The organism is Streptomyces pyxinicus (assembly GCF_024753135.1).
Taxonomy (GTDB): Bacteria; Actinomycetota; Actinomycetes; order Streptomycetales; family Streptomycetaceae; genus Streptomyces; species Streptomyces pyxinicus.
Map to the genome: position 1 here is coordinate 331,442 of NZ_JANUGP010000004.1, position 15,827 is coordinate 347,268.

The following is a 15,827-nucleotide window of genomic DNA, read 5'->3' on the forward strand; positions in this document are numbered from 1 at the left end:
AGTCCGCACCCCATCGACTGTGGATGCCCGCCAGGCATCCCCCGCATGCCGCAGGAGAACCCGCATGCACAAGCACAGGCGTCTCGCCCTCGCGACGGCCACCGCGGCCGCGCTGACGGGCGGCCTGCTCACCTTCACCACCGCGCCCGCCACCGCCGCCGACTCCACCGCGGTGGCGAAGGCCGACTTCAACGGTGACGGCATCGGCGACGTGGCCAGTGCCGCGCCCACCGCCCACGTCGGCGGCCACCAGAGCGCCGGCCAGGTCGTCGTCCTGTACGGCGCCAAGTCCACCGGCGTCACCTCGGCCAAGCGCGGCACGCTCAGCCAGAACACCTCCGGCGTCCCCGGCACCGCCGAGACCGGGGACCAGTTCGGCGGCGACCTGGCCTACGCCGACTTCAACGGCGACGGCTACGACGACCTCGCCGTCGGCTCCCCGGGCGAGAAGGTCGGCACCGACACCAACGGCGGCGGTGTCGCCATCCTGTTCGGTTCCAGGAGCGGCCTGACCGGCAAGGCCGTCACCGTCTCCGACCCGGCCGTCTCCGCGCACGACTACTGGGGCGGGGCCCTGGCCGCCGGCGACTTCGACGGCGACGGCAAGGCCGACCTGGTCGTCGGCAGCTCCGCCGGCACCCTGTACCTGTACAAGGGCGGCTTCACCACCTCCGGGGCCTACGGCAGCCGTACCACCGTCAAGCCGCCCATCCGCTCGGGCACCGACGACTACCCGTACGGCCCGCTCAACCTCACCGCCGGCGACGTCAACGGCGACGGCCGCACCGACCTCGTCGTGGACGGCTACGAGACCTCGACGCGGTACGGCTGGAACACCAACTACTGGCTGCCCGGCACCAACAGCGGTCTGAGCGGCGCCTCCGCGAAGGCCCTGAAGCCCGGCATCATCACCGCCGTCGGGGACATCAACCACGACGGCTTCGGCGACATCGTCAGCGGCGCCGACTGGGACACCAAGACCAGCGACGGCACGACCGTCCCGGACGCCGCCACCGGCGGCAAGGTGAACATCACCTACGGCTCCGCCACCGGCCCGGCCGCCACCACCGGCATCACCCAGAACACCGGCAACGTGCCCGGCTCCTCCGAGAAGGGCGACGCCTTCGGCTTCGAGCTGGACCTCGGCGACATCAACGGGGACGGCTACCAGGACCTCGTCGTCAGCACCCCGCGGGAGGACATCGGCTCCGCCGTCGACACCGGCTCGGTCACCGTCCTGTACGGCTCCGCGTCCGGCGTGAACACCGCCTCCGGCACCCAGACCTTCTCCGAGGACACCGCGGGCGTCCCGGGCACCGCCGAGAAGTCCGACTTCTTCGGCGCCGAGGTCAAGCTGGACGACGTGACCGGCGACGGCAAGGCCGACCTGGTGGTCGGCTCGTACGAGAACGCAAGCGACGGCGCGGTCACCTACCTGCCGTCCGACGGTACGAAGATCACCACGACCGGCTCGCGCTCCTTCGGACCGTCCTCCGTCGGCGTCTCCACGACCGGCACCCCCCGGTTCACCGCCGTCTTCGCGGACTGACCCGGTTCTCCGGGCCGACCCGGAGGAACCCCGGAAGGACCGGCTGACGGTCCCTTAGGGGATGTCACAGGTCGGCCGCAAAGCCGGGCCCGGACACCCGGGCCCGGCACACGGGTCCCCGGGACCGGGTACGTTCGATGACGTGGCTGGATTCAGGATCGGACGCGGGGGCCGGGACGACCGCACCCCCCAAGGACAGCAGGCGCCGCGGGGACCGTCGTACGGCAGGCCCGCGGGGCCTCCTCCGCACGGACAGCGGGGACCGTCGTCGTACGGCAGGCCCGCCGGCCCGTCGTACGGGCGGCAGGGTGGCCCCTCGTACGGCTACCCGGCCGCGCCGCCGCAGCCGCCGTACCCGCAGCAGGGACCGGGGCCGGGGTACGGCTACCCGGGCCCGGCCGACGACGGTCCGGAGTACTTCGGCGACGGCGGCCACCACGGCGCGGGACCCGGCGGGCACGACCCGTACGCGGCGAACAACCCGGGGCACACCCAGGCCTTCTCGGTCGACGAGGCCGCCGGTTACACGCAGGGCGCGACCTACCACGCCGGCTCGGCCCCCGCGCCCGCGGCGCCGCTGGGTCCGCCCCTGCACTGGAAGGAGCTGCTGAAGGGGATCGTCCTGTCCCCGAACCAGACCTTCCTGCGGATGCGCGACTACACGATGTGGGGCCCCGCCCTCGTCGTCACCTTCCTCTACGGCCTGCTCGCCGTCTTCGGCTTCGACGGCGCCCGCAAGGACGTCATCGACGCGACGCTCTCCAACGCGGTGCCGATCGTGCTGGTGACGGCGGTCGTGATGGTGCTCGGCCTGTTCGTGCTGGGCGTGGTCACGCACACGCTGGCCCGCCAGCTCGGCGGCGACGGCGCCTGGCAGCCGACGGTGGGCCTGTCGATGCTGATCACCGCCCTGACGGACGCGCCCCGCCTGATCGTGGCCATGTTCTTCGGCGGCGACGCCGGCTTCGTGCAGCTGCTCGGCTGGGCGACCTGGCTCGCCACGGGCGCCCTGCTGACCCTGATGGTCTCCCGCTCCCACGACCTGCCCTGGCCGAAGGCGCTGGGCGCGTCGGCGATCCAGCTGATCGCGCTGCTGTCGATCGTGAAGCTGGGCACGTTCTGAACGCGTCGGACGTACGTGCCGAAGGGCCCCCGGTGATCACTCGCCGGGGGCCCTTCACACGCCGTACGCCGTCCTTTGCCGGACTCTAGGCGTCGAGCACCTGCCCGGCCCGCTTCACCACGGGCGGCAGGACGCTCCACGGGAAGTTGATCCACTCGTCGGTGCGCTTCCAGACGTATTCGCACCGCACGAGGGAGTGGGACTTCTCGTAGATCACCGCGGAGCGCACCTCGGCGACGGTGTCCAGGCAGAAGTCGCGCACCAGCTTGAGCGTCTTGCCGGTGTCCGCGACGTCGTCGGTGATCAGGACCTTCTTGTCGGAGAAGTCGATCACGTTCGGGACCGGGGCGAGCATGACCGGCATCTCCAGCGTGGTGCCCACCCCGGTGTAGAACTCCACGTTCACCAGGTGGATGTTCTTGCAGTCGAGGGCGTACGCGAGGCCACCGGCCACGAAGACGCCGCCGCGGGCGATGCTGAGCACGATGTCGGGCTCGTACCCGTCGTCGGCGATGGTCTGCGCCAGCTCGCGCACGGCGGTGCCGAACCGCTCGTAGGTCAGGTTCTCGCGCACTTCACTCATGGACGGCTGTCCTCACACCTGGGTCCGATGGAAACTGAGGTAGGACCGCGAGGCGGTCGGCCCGCGCTGCCCCTGGTAGCGGGAGCCGTAGCGCTCGCTGCCGTAGGGGAACTCGGCGGGCGAGGACAGCCGGAACATGCACAGCTGCCCGATCTTCATGCCCGGCCAGAGCTTGATGGGCAGCGTGGCGAGGTTGGACAGCTCCAGGGTGACGTGCCCGCTGAAGCCGGGGTCGATGAACCCGGCGGTGGAGTGCGTGACCAGCCCGAGCCGGCCGAGCGAGCTCTTGCCCTCCAGGCGCGAGGCGAGGTCGTCGGGCAGCGAGATCACTTCGTAGGTGGAGGCGAGGACGAACTCCCCGGGGTGGAGGATGAACGGCTCGTCCCCCTCCGGCTCCACCAGCCGGGTCAGGTCCGGCTGCTCGACCGAGGGGTCGATGTGCGGGTACCGGTGGTTCTCGAACACCCGGAAGTAGCGGTCCAGCCGCACGTCGATGCTCGACGGCTGCACCATCGATTCGTCATAGGGATCGATCCGTACCCGCCCGGCGTCGATCTCGGCCCGGATGTCCTTGTCTGAGAGAAGCACGTAGCGAGGATACGCAAGGCGCGCGGAGCCACGACAATCGTGACGACTCCACGCGCCAGGTACCCGCGGACCTGCGACGCCCCGACCACAAGGAGCGACGCCTCTCTCCTTCTGTGTGCCCCTACCCCTGCTTCTCCAGAACGACCGGCACGACGCTGCGCAGCCGGCTGCACCGGGGGCACCTCATGAGCCGGCCGGGGCCGAGCCGCTCGGCCTGCTGCATCGGGAACGAAGCGGTGCTGAAGACGTGCCCGTCCGCGCAGCGGACGACGGCGGTGCGTTCCATCAAGTCCCTCAAGTCCCTTCCCCAAGAGCCGCGTCGGGCTCAGTGCCCTGACGACAAAAGCCACATTACGGGATCAAAGAGACGACTCTCCAGGCGGCACTCCGGCCCCACCCGGCCCCTCTCCCACGCCCCCACGCTACGCCCCAACTCGCGCCGCCCGCAGCCGGATACCACGCCTGGAACGCCTCAAACCCCCGGGTCTCGGCACCGGGGGTCCGCCATGATGTACAGTGAGCGAGCGTCGGGAGATCGACCCCACGGGGTCACCCTCTCCCCTTCACGCGGGTGTAGTTTAATGGTAGAACATCAGCTTCCCAAGCTGAGAGCGCGAGTTCGATTCTCGTCACCCGCTCCACGGTGAAGCCCCAGGTCAATGGCCTGGGGCTTGTTTGTCGTCTAGGCCAATTTATGGGGGGCGCGCCCTCTGCGTGCCCCACTGTAAGTCGAGGTCAGGTCGCCGGCCCTGCAAGGTGGCCTTGGCCGAGGCGATGGTCCGCTGTGCCATCACGGACATGATCCCGCTCGCGGAAGCCTTCAACCTGTCGTACAGATCCGAACACCGCTCCCGAAGGGGTCGATCACCACCAGTTGACACCGGCCATGCCGTCTGGCTGCCGGGCAGCCCTGGCGAGTTGTCCGGCATCTCCTCGCGGACTCTCTGCCCGAAGTCGTCCCCGCTCTACCGCCTAGGTGTGTTGTCCCGGGACGTTGGTGACACGCGTGCTGGGTTCTTGAAATGGGTGAGGGCCTCCGGGTTCGGTGTGGATTGCGGCATCTGCACCGACGACTGGAGGCACTCGTGGTCCACCGTAATGCCCCGCCGACTGAGACCGGGCGACTTCGCCTGGCCCGCTGTGTCGTGGACGACGGCTAGCCCGTGCGCCGGGCAGCGGAACGTTTCCAGGTCAGCCACACCGCCGCGGCCCGCTGGGCCGGACGCTACCGACAGCTCGGCGTCGCCGGAATGAATGACCACTCCAGCAGCCCCCACCACCAGCCCGCCAGGACACCGGCCGGCATCGAGGCAGAGGAATGGGCCTACCAGCGGCCCTACACCTCAGACGCTGAGCGACAAGCCGCATTCACCGACTGGATCGACTGGTACAACTACCACCGACCCCACACCGGCATCACAGGCCAAACACCCGCCAGCCGCGTCACCAACCTGTCCGAACAACACACCTAGGTGGTGGCTACCCCGAGCAAGTCCGCATCGCGAAGCCGCTCCGAGCCGCCTCCGCCCCGAGTTGTTCGTCCGCCGCTGATCCCGCCTCTATGCGCTCCCGCAACGGCGGCCTCCCGGTAAACGGCTGCTTCTAGGGCGTCCGCCGCTCGCCAGCCGCCCAGATACGCTAGTCACGTCCACGAGCTGGCAGCGCGCCATAGCGTGCCCATGCGACCGGTAAACCGCGGTCAACAGCGGTGCGATTCCAAGCCCCTGGCCGCCAGGCCAGAGACCATATGTGCAGGTCAGAAGCCATCCAGCTCCCGAAGCGCTGTCGCTTCCCAAGTTGGGAGATGCGAGTTCGACTCTCGTCACCTGCTCCATGCGAAATCCCCGAGGTTGATGGCCCTGGGTCCTTTGTCGGCTAGTCCACTTGATGGGTGGCGCATCCCTCAGCAACCGGGGCCCGAATTCCCTTTTTCCGTAGGTGTCACCGAGCGGCGCCGTCTGGACAAGTCGCCTCGCTTGTCCGACCGAACTGCCATGCTTCCTAGATGGCCAGTAGGAACAAAGGACGAGAGCGGCCCGCCGTACCCGTGCGTCGAGGCGATCCGACCAGTGGCCCCGCCGAATCCCTGTGGACGCAGACACGATCGGGGGCACGAGCCGGTCGCGGGTTTCACTACCAGGATGTCGTCGGAGCATGGCTGTGCGGCCGGGTCCTGTCCGGCCGACTCGCCATCGATTGCATTGTCCCGGAGGGGTTTGAAGACCTCTCTTGCGAAGGCCCGACATCCTGGCATGTCCAAGTAAAATCACGTCAGGAACGGGTCGGTGATTTCACCGCTGCCGATGTAGCCGGGCACCTCGTCGCCATGGCCAAGGCGCACGCCAAGCGGGCAGCGGTGGGACTGACCGATCGCGCGATCCTCATTCTCGAGCGGCCAGTGGCAGGAGAGCTGTTCATGCACTGGGATCGTCCGTTGAGCGCTCTCCCAACAGGCCATCCCGTGCTGCGGGAATTCGCCGCGAAGGCTGCGCACGCCGGTCTGAACAGGGATGAGACCGACGCCTGGTGCGAGGGTGTCAGCCTGTACGTGTTGCCGTGGGGCACCGCGGCAGAGGAAACCCGGGCCGCGGTGGTACAGCGCTTCGGGCTGCTCCCTGCTGCCGCCCAACCTGTCGTGCTGGGTCTACGCGACGAGGTGGCAGGCCAAGCGGATGCCAACGCAGAGGCAAGTCTGGGTGAGGCGGCCGGGCTCACTCGCACAAGCATCGAGCGCATCGCTCAGGAGGTCGTGGAATCCATCGATCGCGAGTCACTGGAAGAAGCCCTGTCGTCAGGTGTCTGCGAGCCGGTGGACTTCGACCGACCGCTTCTGCTTAGCAACTTCTACGAAGGCATCGACGTGCAGCCCGGTCACATCGCAGCCGGCCTGCCCGCACCCAGGCAGGCTCTGACCGGCCAGGTGGTGACGGCGATCGGCCGCGAAGAGAGCGTCCTCATTGTCGGCCCGTCAGGAGTGGGCAAGTCGACTGTCATGTGGACGGCCGCCTACGTGACCAGGCATGTGCTCTGGTATCGGATCAGGCGTCTCCGAGACGGGGACATCGCCGCGTTGGTGCGGCTGGCGAGAGCGTTGAAACCCTCGGCACGCTCGCCGGTCGGATTCGTGGTGGACGGCATCGGAATCGGCTCGGCCGAGGCTTGGGACGCCCTTCAGCGAGAACTCGCCCCGATTCCCGGAGTGCTGCTGTTGGGTTCTGTCCGCAGTGAGGATTTGCTGCCGCTGCGGACCCGGGCCAGGTGTACGCAGATCGCGGTGACACTTGACGAGGACGTCGCGAAGGAGATCCACACCGGGCTGACCGCGTCCGGTGCCACGACGGCACCGCACTGGCGGGAGGCATACGAGGCAGCCGACGGTCTGACTCTGGAGTTCACTCACCTTCTCACCAAAGGAAGGCGGCTCTCGGACGTTCTGTCGGAGCAGGTCGACCGGCGGGTAGTCGAAGGACGACAGACAGAACTCGGCATTCTGGCCAGGATCTCGGTGGCCCATCGATGGGGCACCGATCTGTCGGTACGGGCACTCCAACGACAACTCGGCATTGGGGACGTGGAACTTCGCGCCGCGCTCTCGCGTCTGGTCCACGAGCACCTCGTTCACGAGCGGCTCGGCCATCTGTCCGGGCTCCACCAACTGCGCTCGGGCAGATTGGCGGATGCCGTACACGCGGTACCGCCACCCGTACTGGATGAGACCGTTATCGCGGTCATGCGGATGCTGACGGACGAACAACTCCAGCCGTTCGTCGCCGGCGCCCTCACGGACTGCCCCGACCTCGATTCCGTCGTACTGGGCCAGATTGTCGTCGAAGTTGGGCAAAGGCACGGAACGACTGCGATCACCGGTGTCCTCCAGGCGCTTCGGCTGGTCGATTTCACTCGTTGCGCCAACGACTGGAAACAGATCCTCGACCGGCATCAAGTAGCGCTCGCATACCGTCGGACCCTTCTACAGCTCGCGCTGCTCGACGGGGATCCACTGCCCAACCTGCTACCCGAGATCGCGGCGGCCACAACCGAGATCCGCGCGTACCTTCCGCTGAGCTCGCCGCTGCGCGACACCCTGGTGGAACGGCTCGGGACGGCCCAGTTGGCCCAACTTCTCGCTCAGTGCACGGAACCGGCCGAGACACAGAGGGTCCTGGCCGTCCTGACAGGGGCAGACCTGGATCTTACGAACTGGGCTCCGGCGCTCGCGAATTCTCCGTTCGGCCGACTGCTGACCGGTTCATCGATCGAGTTGCTGGGGGACCTTCTCACAGCGACGCGAGCCGTGTCGTTGGATCTGGCGAACGGCCTACTGGAACTCGTGGGCGGAGAGGAGGCTGTTCTGACGAGACTCAGAGCCCACTTTCCGTGGTTGTACGAGGTATCTGTCCTAGAACGGGAAGGTCGACAGGTTGCGTACGCCCGTCTTCTGCACGTGTCCGATCGGGCTCAGCCTGAGGCGGAACAAGCAGTCCGGGCCTTCGGCCGGATCCTTCTGCGCTGCCTCCCCCACTGCGAAAGTGTGGACGTTCAGAGCCTTCTGCCCGGTGGTATTCCCCAGACCTTCGGTGACTTCACAGCTGGAATCAGCCGTCTGGAGCGTCAGTACGATCGCTCACCGACCCAGGTGGCATGGACTCGCGCGCAGAGCCTGATTGCCACCACCCTGGCCGGCACCACCGACCGGACCAGCAGGACCACTGCGGTAAGCGCCCTGCTACCCGAGCTGTACAAGTACTTGATTGATCTGACCCGAGTCTGGCTCACCGGACGCAGCAAGCCCCGGGACATCGCCATGCTCAAGACGGTGCAGGCCGACCTGTACAAGCAGGCCACCGCGCTGACACTGCCCTTGGACGGTACCCACCTGTCCTCGCTGCCTGCCGATGACGCGGTCCCGAGTGGCGGAGCGGACCACATGCAATTGCTCGCACTCGGGATCGCGGACAATCTGACACGACGGATCGTCGATCCCGGAGAGTACAGATCACTCGCCGGCTACGTCCGAGACTCGCTGAGGAATAGCACGTTGGGTGTGCGGGACGAGGAACAATGGCATCTCGTCGACCAAGAACCGCCAGCTGTCCTGGACCAGTTGGCGAAGGCTCTCACCGACCTTCACGCCGTTCTCGCGGAGCTTACGTGGGGCACCCTCGGCCTACAGACCATCAGAACCGCGGCACGATCGGGGCCGTCCGGCCTCGCTCTCGCCCGGGCCGCGGACGTTGCCCGCACCGCCGCAGACGCCCGAGCGCCTGCCGCACAGCAACAGCTCCAAGCCGACGCCGAGGCCGCGGGACTCTCCGTTCAGCTCTTCACCCGCCTCCCCGCCGATCCGAACGCGATGGAATGGCCACCTGTTGAGTCGGCGGTGGGCGTGTACCTCGATGACATCATCGGATGGTCAGCGGCGGTGGACGAACTGAGCGCCTTGATGCGCCACGATTATGTGTCGCAGGGCTACCGGGGACCCGTTCTCCTCATGCCACTCGTCGACGGTAGGCCGGTCCGCCTGCTGAGCCGGCAGCTCCAGACCACGTTGGGGCCGGGAGTCGACCTCTTTGACAGCTGGAGTGGGGCCCTCCCTGAGGCCCACTCCACCCCCCTCACCAACGCGGTCATCGACGCTCATCAGGCCCTCCAATGCCTCTCTGGTCTGGCGCACCTGGCGACCTTGCGGGATACCGCTCCGCTGCATCAGAGCGTCGCCGACGAAGCCGCGACGCGATTCCAGGAGACACATCGCATCATCACGGAACTCCGTCCCGGAGACCTGGTCATCAGTGAGATCGTGGACTTCCTCGGTTCCCTGGCTCTCCGGGTGCAGAGCGAAGTCGACACGGACACAGCGGTCCGAGACCCGGGCGTACCGAATCTCGCCGTCGCCATTGCTGAAGGCGCCACCGGCCAACCGACCGACGACTTCCAGGAGATGGAATTCCTGATCACGGTCGCCCTGCAGTGGGACCTCTCCCCCGAACGCGCGGCTCAGCTCCTTACCGCAGCCGATGACTGAGGCACCGGTGCCGGGCGACGAAAACACCCACCCTGCTCTGCCGCGGAGTCTGGTCTTCATCGAGGCGAGGCAATGAACAGCCCGATACGGACGAAGCAATACGCGGGCCGCTGTGCCAGGTGCGGCGCAGACGTCCCGGCAAAGGCCGGGGTGCTGCTCCGGACTGTGTGGGGTAGCTGGGTGACCTATCACCCGGTTCACGCCCCGACGCCCGATCCGGACGGCACCACGTCTGACACGTCCGCGATACGCCCAATCAGAGAGACGGGAAGTGGGAGACCTGCGGCTCAGTCGTTCCGGCAGGGCTGGGGGTGCCCGTGAACACCGGCTTCCGTGAATGGGACGTCTACCACCGTGAACATGTCCGTGAGCCTGCTCCACCACCACGCCGGCACCATCCGGGCTGGCACCGACGCCGTCTCATGGCCCTGAATATCGCAACTACCGGCGATCGTCCCGGTGTCGACCGCGTTGGAGAGTGAACTGCTCCGGCACGGACTCACACCAAGGCTCGGCGTCCCAACAGGGACAGGGATCGTCGGTGTCCCCTGGAGACGGTCCAGGCGCTGGACTGGAAGGAGCACGAACTCGTCTGATGCACGGCATCAGTGGCCATATACCTATGACGGCACACGCCGTCTTTGCCTTTTGCCCTTTCACTCACGGGGCCGGATGTCGGCCGCCACACGCACACTGTGGCGTGGGTCACGGGTGAGGAGTTCCAGTACGGCTCTCGCCGTTTCGGATCGCTTGAGGTCACTCTGAGCAGCTGCTTCGGCCAGGGTCTGACGGACTCTGTGCTCAGTGTCCTTGGCCAGGCGCATGGCGGTGTTCTGGTAGCGATCGGGATGCCGTAGGCACAGCACCGCGCAGGCTTGACGCACATTGATATGACGGTGCGCCGCCAGAAGGTCGGCGTCGACATCGTCGGTGATGCCTTCTGCGAGTCGACTGAGCGCGACCGCCGCAGCATGAAGGTGGGCGGTGTCCTCGCTGGACAGCAGACCGATGGCTTGTCCGCGCACCCATGCGTATTCTTCGGAGGTTGTGGCCGACGCGACTGCCAGAAGTAGAGCTTCTCCTCGCAGAGACGCCGAACCCCCAAAGACCTTGAAGGAACTGAGCGGGTGGGGCGTGCCGGTCAGCTGGTCGTCCAGATGACTGCCGTCCTGGTCGCCGACCGCGAAGCCCTTCGCTGTACCGAACACCTTCCGCTGGATCTCGGCAGGCAGGTCGACCACCAGATTACGGACTCCGATGAGCGCGTCCTTCCTGGTTGTGGCCACTTCACGTACGTCGTTCGCGATGCTCATGAGCTTGTCGAGGCATTCCGCGCGACTCTCCTCGCCGAGCTTGCCGACCAGATAGGAATCGGAGACCAATCTGGTTCCGAACTCCGCGACGCCAGGCGTCGGTTCGCGGTGTCGAAGAATGCGGGCTCGCGCCTGCTCCGCGCGCTCGCTCACCGCGATGTGGTCGGGGTCGATCACAGCCCGTGCGACATCCGCCAAGAAGAGGCCGTTGTCGTCGAGGCGGCCAACTCTCGCCCGGAGCCGGATGAGGTCGTCCTCAGCCAACCCGCCCGGGACAACGGAGCCTGCCAACGGCTCCGTTTCCGCTTGCCGCGCTTGCAGAAGGCTGACCACCTCGTCATCCACGACGAGTTTGAGCGCCTTCTGTGCCCCTCCGTCTGCCAGATCAAAGAGTCTGGTCAGAGCTTTCATCGCGATGGCCCCATGAGTTCTGGCGATGTCGACACAGGCGGACGCATGACAGTCGTCCGAGTGGTGGTACCTGTTGGGTCCCCGTGGGACATCAGGGGCCAGAAGGTCGAGAACGGCGAGAGCTTGTTCCGGTGTCCCCCGAGCCGCGAGTGCGCAGACGCTGCGAGTGGCCTGGTGTGTGAGGTTGTGGAAGGGGGAATCCGCCACTTCGCCGGCTCTGGCCCGTTGAGCCAGATCAGTCAATTCACCGAGCAGATCACGGGCCGTCTCGTCGGCGATCAGGTCCGCCTGCGCCTCAACGATCGTGGTGCGGCAATGGAGTACCCACCAGGGAGCATCGGAGAGGGGGCCGATTGGCAACGTGAGGTCTCCCACGGCAGCGGCGAGTTCCTTGAGCTTCTTCGTCCTGCCCGCGCGTTGGTAGTACTGGGCGGCAAGCGTCGATTCGTGACTCTCTCGATACAAGTCCCCCAGAAAATCCAGTGCCTCGAACTCGCTGCCCCAGTCTCCAGTGGTCACCGCGTCGGTAAGCCAGCGTCGAGCCGACAAGACCGCCTCGACCGGTTTGCCGTTCACCTTGGCCGACAAAGCTTGCTCCCGGAATGAGCGCACTCGGTCAAGCAGACGTCCCGTTCCGGTGGCACGGAGCGCCTGGGCGAGCCGATGCTCGTCATCGATGAGCGAGGTCAGAGGACCGTACTGGGCGTTCACTGCCCGGATCGCGTAGAGCCAGTCCGCGGCATCCTCGGTCATCCCGGCGTGGATGGCGTCGTAGACCGCATCGCGCCAGGTCTCGACTGCCTCCTCCGCTCGGCCCTCAAGGGCGCAGAGCCTGGCTTCACGTGCGTTGATCAAAGCTGCCTGTCGACCGGGCACCCGGTGATGCCGCGCCAGCCGCTTGAGCTCCGTGCGCTCGGCGAGGTCGTACTCGGCGCGCACCAAACGCAACCGGACGACAGCGTCCTCGGTGACCCGTCTGATCAGCTCCGTGTCCGCTCGGGTGGTGGCTGCCGTGATGAGACCGTCCAGGCTTTCGACTCGGTCCGGGTCCAACGCCAGCAGATGTTCGGCGAACAGAAGCACGAGCAACGGCTGGTAAACCGGCTCTTCCGCGGCAGGTGCCTCCAGCGCGGTGCGCAGAGCGACGAAATGACCGAGTGGATGGAGCACGCTCTTGACTGCGGAACCGACCAATTGGAGGTGCCGTTGTGCGAGTGCTGTCTGCGTCCGCCCGGTCGCCTCCTCGCCGGCGGTCAGTTGTTCAATACGGTGCAACAGTCTCCGGGGTTCGTCGCGATCCCCGAAGTGCAGGGCGAAGACCGCGAGATGCGCAGCCAAATCGATCGCTTCATCAACGAGTTCGGCGTCCACCAGCGCGTCGAGTTGCTTGCCTCGCATGGTGACCGCATGACCGCGGAAACCGGCGCCGTCGAGGCGTTCGGCCAGTTCGCCGTACAGTCGGGCGGACTCCTTCGGCGCGGTCGCTCGGTGGGCGTCCGCCCGTCGCAGAATCGGTGCCACGTCGTTGGTCTGCAGCGGGCCGACAAGGATCCGCTCCGCCTGCTCCTGCCGATTTGGCAGTGGTACGGGAACTCCTTGTGGGGGAGCGCCTGTACAGAATGTCGTCGCCGTCTCGCGGGTCCAGAATCGGGCGACCACATCGCCTTGTAAGCGCAGGTAGTCATTAATCTGCTCGGATCCCCACAGGTCCAGCTCCAGGTCGGAGTGTGCGTCCTGGAGTCTGGCAAGCTCATCAACGACCTGAGTGCGCTGCGTGGTAGCCGAAGTGGCAATGATCAGATGGCGCGCGTCGAAGGGGCGCCGACCACGTGTGAAGGTCTCCACGGCTGCTCGCAGATCTCCGGCAGTGAATGACTGATAGTCCTTGCACTGGACAACGGTGTAGTTGCCATCCGGCTCACGGCCGGCGAGGTCGATGCCGTGCTGCGCCTGCCCCTGCGTACCGTAGCGGCGAAACTTCACGCCTCTCAGACCGAGCACGCCGCGTGACAGCGCCAGTACGAGCTTCTCGAAACGGTCCCAGCCGAGGTGCAGATCGAGGTCCTCACCCGGTGGGACGTTGCCTGAGGCGCCGGGCTCGGGCGAAGCGCTGAGATTGGGATCCGCGGTCCACGGCTCCCAGGGGTCTTCTCCACCGACGGATACAGCTCGTTGCGAGGCAGGGTCGATCACGCTTCGATATTACATCGCGATCGTGCATAGATTGCTTCAGACCAAAGAACTCACCCTTCTCATTCCGGCCGAAGCACCAATTTGATCAGCGAGGAGTCCCGTGGCGTGACGCCAACTGTGCTGGACCTATCAGAGGTTGCGACGCTCGACAGTTACGTGCACGCCTTACCGCTCGCCAGGAATTCATTAGCGTACCCAGATGCTCGGCGGTATCCGAATAACCTGCACCTCCTTGCGGCTGCTCATCTTCACCGTAGGGCTCTGCAAAGTGCCCCTTCCAACGGTCCAATCGAACCTTCGCGATCGTCCAGGAGGGCAGCCTGCTGCCGCCCCGCACGGCGGCGAACTGGTCGGTCCGGTCTTCTCGGACGGCCTGCCTGCCTGGGGGACGGACGAGCAGTGGGACCGCTCAGTCGATTTCAGACCCGTGCGGAATCATGACACTCGGAAGCCTGGTCGACACTGCTGGAGGGGCTCGTGGTGAACGCCGACCTGATACGGGACCTCGGCAGGCCAGAACGGCACGAGGCAGCGGCGGACGCGTTGGTCGCGCTCGGCGCCGGCGGGGTGGAGGAGTTGGTGCGGGAGGTGATGGACGCGGAGTCCCCATTGGACTGGCGGCCGATCACCGCCGTACTCGGGCGGATCGGGGACGCGGGGTTCGACGGTCTGCTCCAGGGGCTCGTCGCCACGTCCACCGAGGAGTCCCGCAAGCGAGTCGGCTTCGCGTTCTCCCAACTTGGTTCAGCCGTTCTCGACCGCTACACCGCAGCCCTCGCCCACCCCGTGCCGCTCGTGCACCGTCAGGCCGTCCGGGGGATCGAGTACTGCGGCGAGGCCGGCCGGGCCGCCGCCGTCATGCTGCCGCTGCTCGGCGACCCGGACCAGGAGGTCGCCCGGCAAGCCCAGGACACCCTGAGCCGTATCGGCGAGCAGTTGATTCCGCTGCTCCGGCGCATCCGGGAACAGGGGCCGGGCCGCCAGCGGGCGCGAGCGTTGACCGTACTCGCCGAACTCGGTGGCGAGCCGGCTCTGTCGCGCGCCGACACCCCCGCGATCGAGCGACTCATCCGCATCAAGCTCCCGGACGATCGGCCCGAACCGCTCTGGGCCTGCTGGAACTACTGGATGGCCGTTCCCGGCGGGGACCAGGCCGGGATCATGCGCGCCCTCGGCCTGACCGACCCACGACCCGTGACCTTCGCGCTCGGCAACGACATCGTCGACGCCGACGGCCACGGTTGCGATACGGACGAACACACCGGCTACGAGTGGGTCTTCGTCACCCCCGAACTTGCTGGCTGGACCCTCGTCCTCGGCGCCTGGTGCGACCCGCACGGCCAAGAGCGCCGCGAGGACGTGCTGCACCTGTGCACCGAACTCAGTGCCCGTTACGGCCGGGCCCAGGCGTACTACTACGGCGGCCGGGGCGACGGCTCCGCCTGGCTCGTCGCCGAGCATGGCACGGTGATCCGGCGTTACGCCGAAACGGGCGAGGCGGAGGACGAGTTGCTGACCCTCGCCGAGCCGCTGCCGTACGAACGAACACGCCGTACGGAACTCGGTCTGCACCCCGACTGGGACGCCGCGCAGGAGAGCGAGGACGACGAGAAGGAATGGCGCTGGACCGCGCACGACCTAGCCCCGGACATCGCCCGCTCACTTGGTACCGCAAGCCCTCTCGACCTCGCTGTAGACACACCATCACGCGGTACCGGTGTCATCGCCCTGACTCCGTACGGCGTCGCCCACGGCGTGCCGGCGGGCGCTTACCACATCTGAGTCACGACGGCCCCGATGTGCTCCCGCAACGGCGCCCTTCCGGCCGGTGCTCGTTTCCTGCGCTCGGCCGCTCACCGATCACCCTGAAAGGCTCTCCACGTCTCGGAGGCGACGGCGTGCCCATAGCGTGCCCTCAAGACCGGTAAAGCTCCAGTTCAGTGGCCTGAGGCTTGCTTATCAATGAGCCGTCGCTGCGTTTCGCGGGCCCCACTGTCGACTATTGGGCACGCGTAGGGCACGAGTTCCTTGGGGTGGGCTGA

At 66.9% G+C, this 15,827-nt stretch carries 9 protein-coding genes, 1 tRNA gene and 1 pseudogene; 7 read left to right on the top strand and 4 right to left on the bottom strand.

Annotation, left to right across the window (positions count from 1 at the left end):
* The first annotated feature begins 64 nt into the window (after positions 1-64).
* Positions 65-1,549: a VCBS repeat-containing protein gene (locus tag NX794_RS08415; protein ID WP_258777622.1), complete on the top strand. Its 1,485-nt coding sequence runs from the start codon at positions 65-67 to the stop codon at positions 1,547-1,549.
* A gap of 61 nt (positions 1,550-1,610) precedes the next feature.
* Positions 1,611-2,672, top strand: coding sequence for a Yip1 family protein (locus NX794_RS08420; RefSeq protein WP_258777623.1), 1,062 nt, complete (start codon positions 1,611-1,613; stop codon positions 2,670-2,672).
* An 85-nt stretch (positions 2,673-2,757) separates the two neighbouring features.
* On the opposite strand, the gene NX794_RS08425 is transcribed toward NX794_RS08420, so the two are convergent.
* From NX794_RS08425 to NX794_RS08435, 3 genes are all read right to left on the bottom strand, one after another.
* Complete coding sequence (locus NX794_RS08425; protein WP_258777624.1) at positions 2,758-3,255, bottom strand: phosphoribosyltransferase; 498 nt, start codon at positions 3,253-3,255, stop codon at positions 2,758-2,760.
* Positions 3,256-3,267: 12 nt separating this feature from the next.
* Complete coding sequence (dcd, locus tag NX794_RS08430) at positions 3,268-3,843, bottom strand: dCTP deaminase (RefSeq protein ID WP_258777625.1); 576 nt, start codon at positions 3,841-3,843, stop codon at positions 3,268-3,270.
* Between the two features lie 121 nt (positions 3,844-3,964).
* The gene (locus NX794_RS08435) at positions 3,965-4,141 is read right to left on the bottom strand and encodes a hypothetical protein (RefSeq protein ID WP_258777642.1); all 177 of its coding nucleotides are present in this window, start codon (positions 4,139-4,141) and stop codon (positions 3,965-3,967) included.
* Positions 4,142-4,410: 269 nt separating this feature from the next.
* Between NX794_RS08435 and NX794_RS08440 the strand changes: the two genes are divergently transcribed.
* The 4 genes and pseudogenes from NX794_RS08440 to NX794_RS08455 all read left to right on the top strand — a co-directional run bounded on the left by NX794_RS08440 (position 4,411) and on the right by NX794_RS08455 (position 9,868).
* Positions 4,411-4,484 (top strand) — tRNA-Gly (locus NX794_RS08440).
* A gap of 444 nt (positions 4,485-4,928) precedes the next feature.
* A pseudogene (locus NX794_RS08445) lies at positions 4,929-5,165 on the top strand (helix-turn-helix domain-containing protein); the annotation flags it as partial.
* Positions 5,148-5,315 carry an integrase core domain-containing protein gene (locus tag NX794_RS08450; RefSeq protein ID WP_428985871.1) on the top strand — a complete coding sequence of 56 codons (168 nt, stop codon included), beginning with the start codon at positions 5,148-5,150 and terminating at the stop codon, positions 5,313-5,315. The pseudogene NX794_RS08445 and the gene NX794_RS08450, both read left to right, overlap by 18 nt.
* 854 nt (positions 5,316-6,169) lie before the next feature.
* On the top strand, positions 6,170-9,868 hold the full coding sequence (locus NX794_RS08455) for a hypothetical protein (protein ID WP_258777626.1): 3,699 nt from the start codon (positions 6,170-6,172) through the stop codon (positions 9,866-9,868).
* A 656-nt stretch (positions 9,869-10,524) separates the two neighbouring features.
* Here NX794_RS08455 and NX794_RS08460 read toward each other — a convergent pair.
* Positions 10,525-13,785: a PDDEXK family nuclease gene (locus NX794_RS08460; protein WP_258777627.1), complete on the bottom strand. Its 3,261-nt coding sequence runs from the start codon at positions 13,783-13,785 to the stop codon at positions 10,525-10,527.
* Between the two features lie 480 nt (positions 13,786-14,265).
* Between NX794_RS08460 and NX794_RS08465 the strand changes: the two genes are divergently transcribed.
* On the top strand, positions 14,266-15,567 hold the full coding sequence (locus tag NX794_RS08465) for a HEAT repeat domain-containing protein (protein WP_258777628.1): 1,302 nt from the start codon (positions 14,266-14,268) through the stop codon (positions 15,565-15,567).
* Positions 15,568-15,827: the final 260 nt, after the last annotated feature.

Excerpts from the sequence above, each read along its gene's own strand:
- NX794_RS08455 (WP_258777626.1), top strand. The coding sequence starts at position 6,170 with ATGGCCAAGGCGCACGCCAAGCGGGCAGCGGTGGGACTGACCGATCGC.
- NX794_RS08415 (WP_258777622.1), top strand. The coding sequence starts at position 65 with ATGCACAAGCACAGGCGTCTCGCCCTCGCGACGGCCACCGCGGCCGCG.
- NX794_RS08420 (WP_258777623.1), top strand. The coding sequence starts at position 1,611 with ATGTCACAGGTCGGCCGCAAAGCCGGGCCCGGACACCCGGGCCCGGCA.
- NX794_RS08425 (WP_258777624.1), bottom strand. The coding sequence starts at position 3,255 with ATGAGTGAAGTGCGCGAGAACCTGACCTACGAGCGGTTCGGCACCGCC.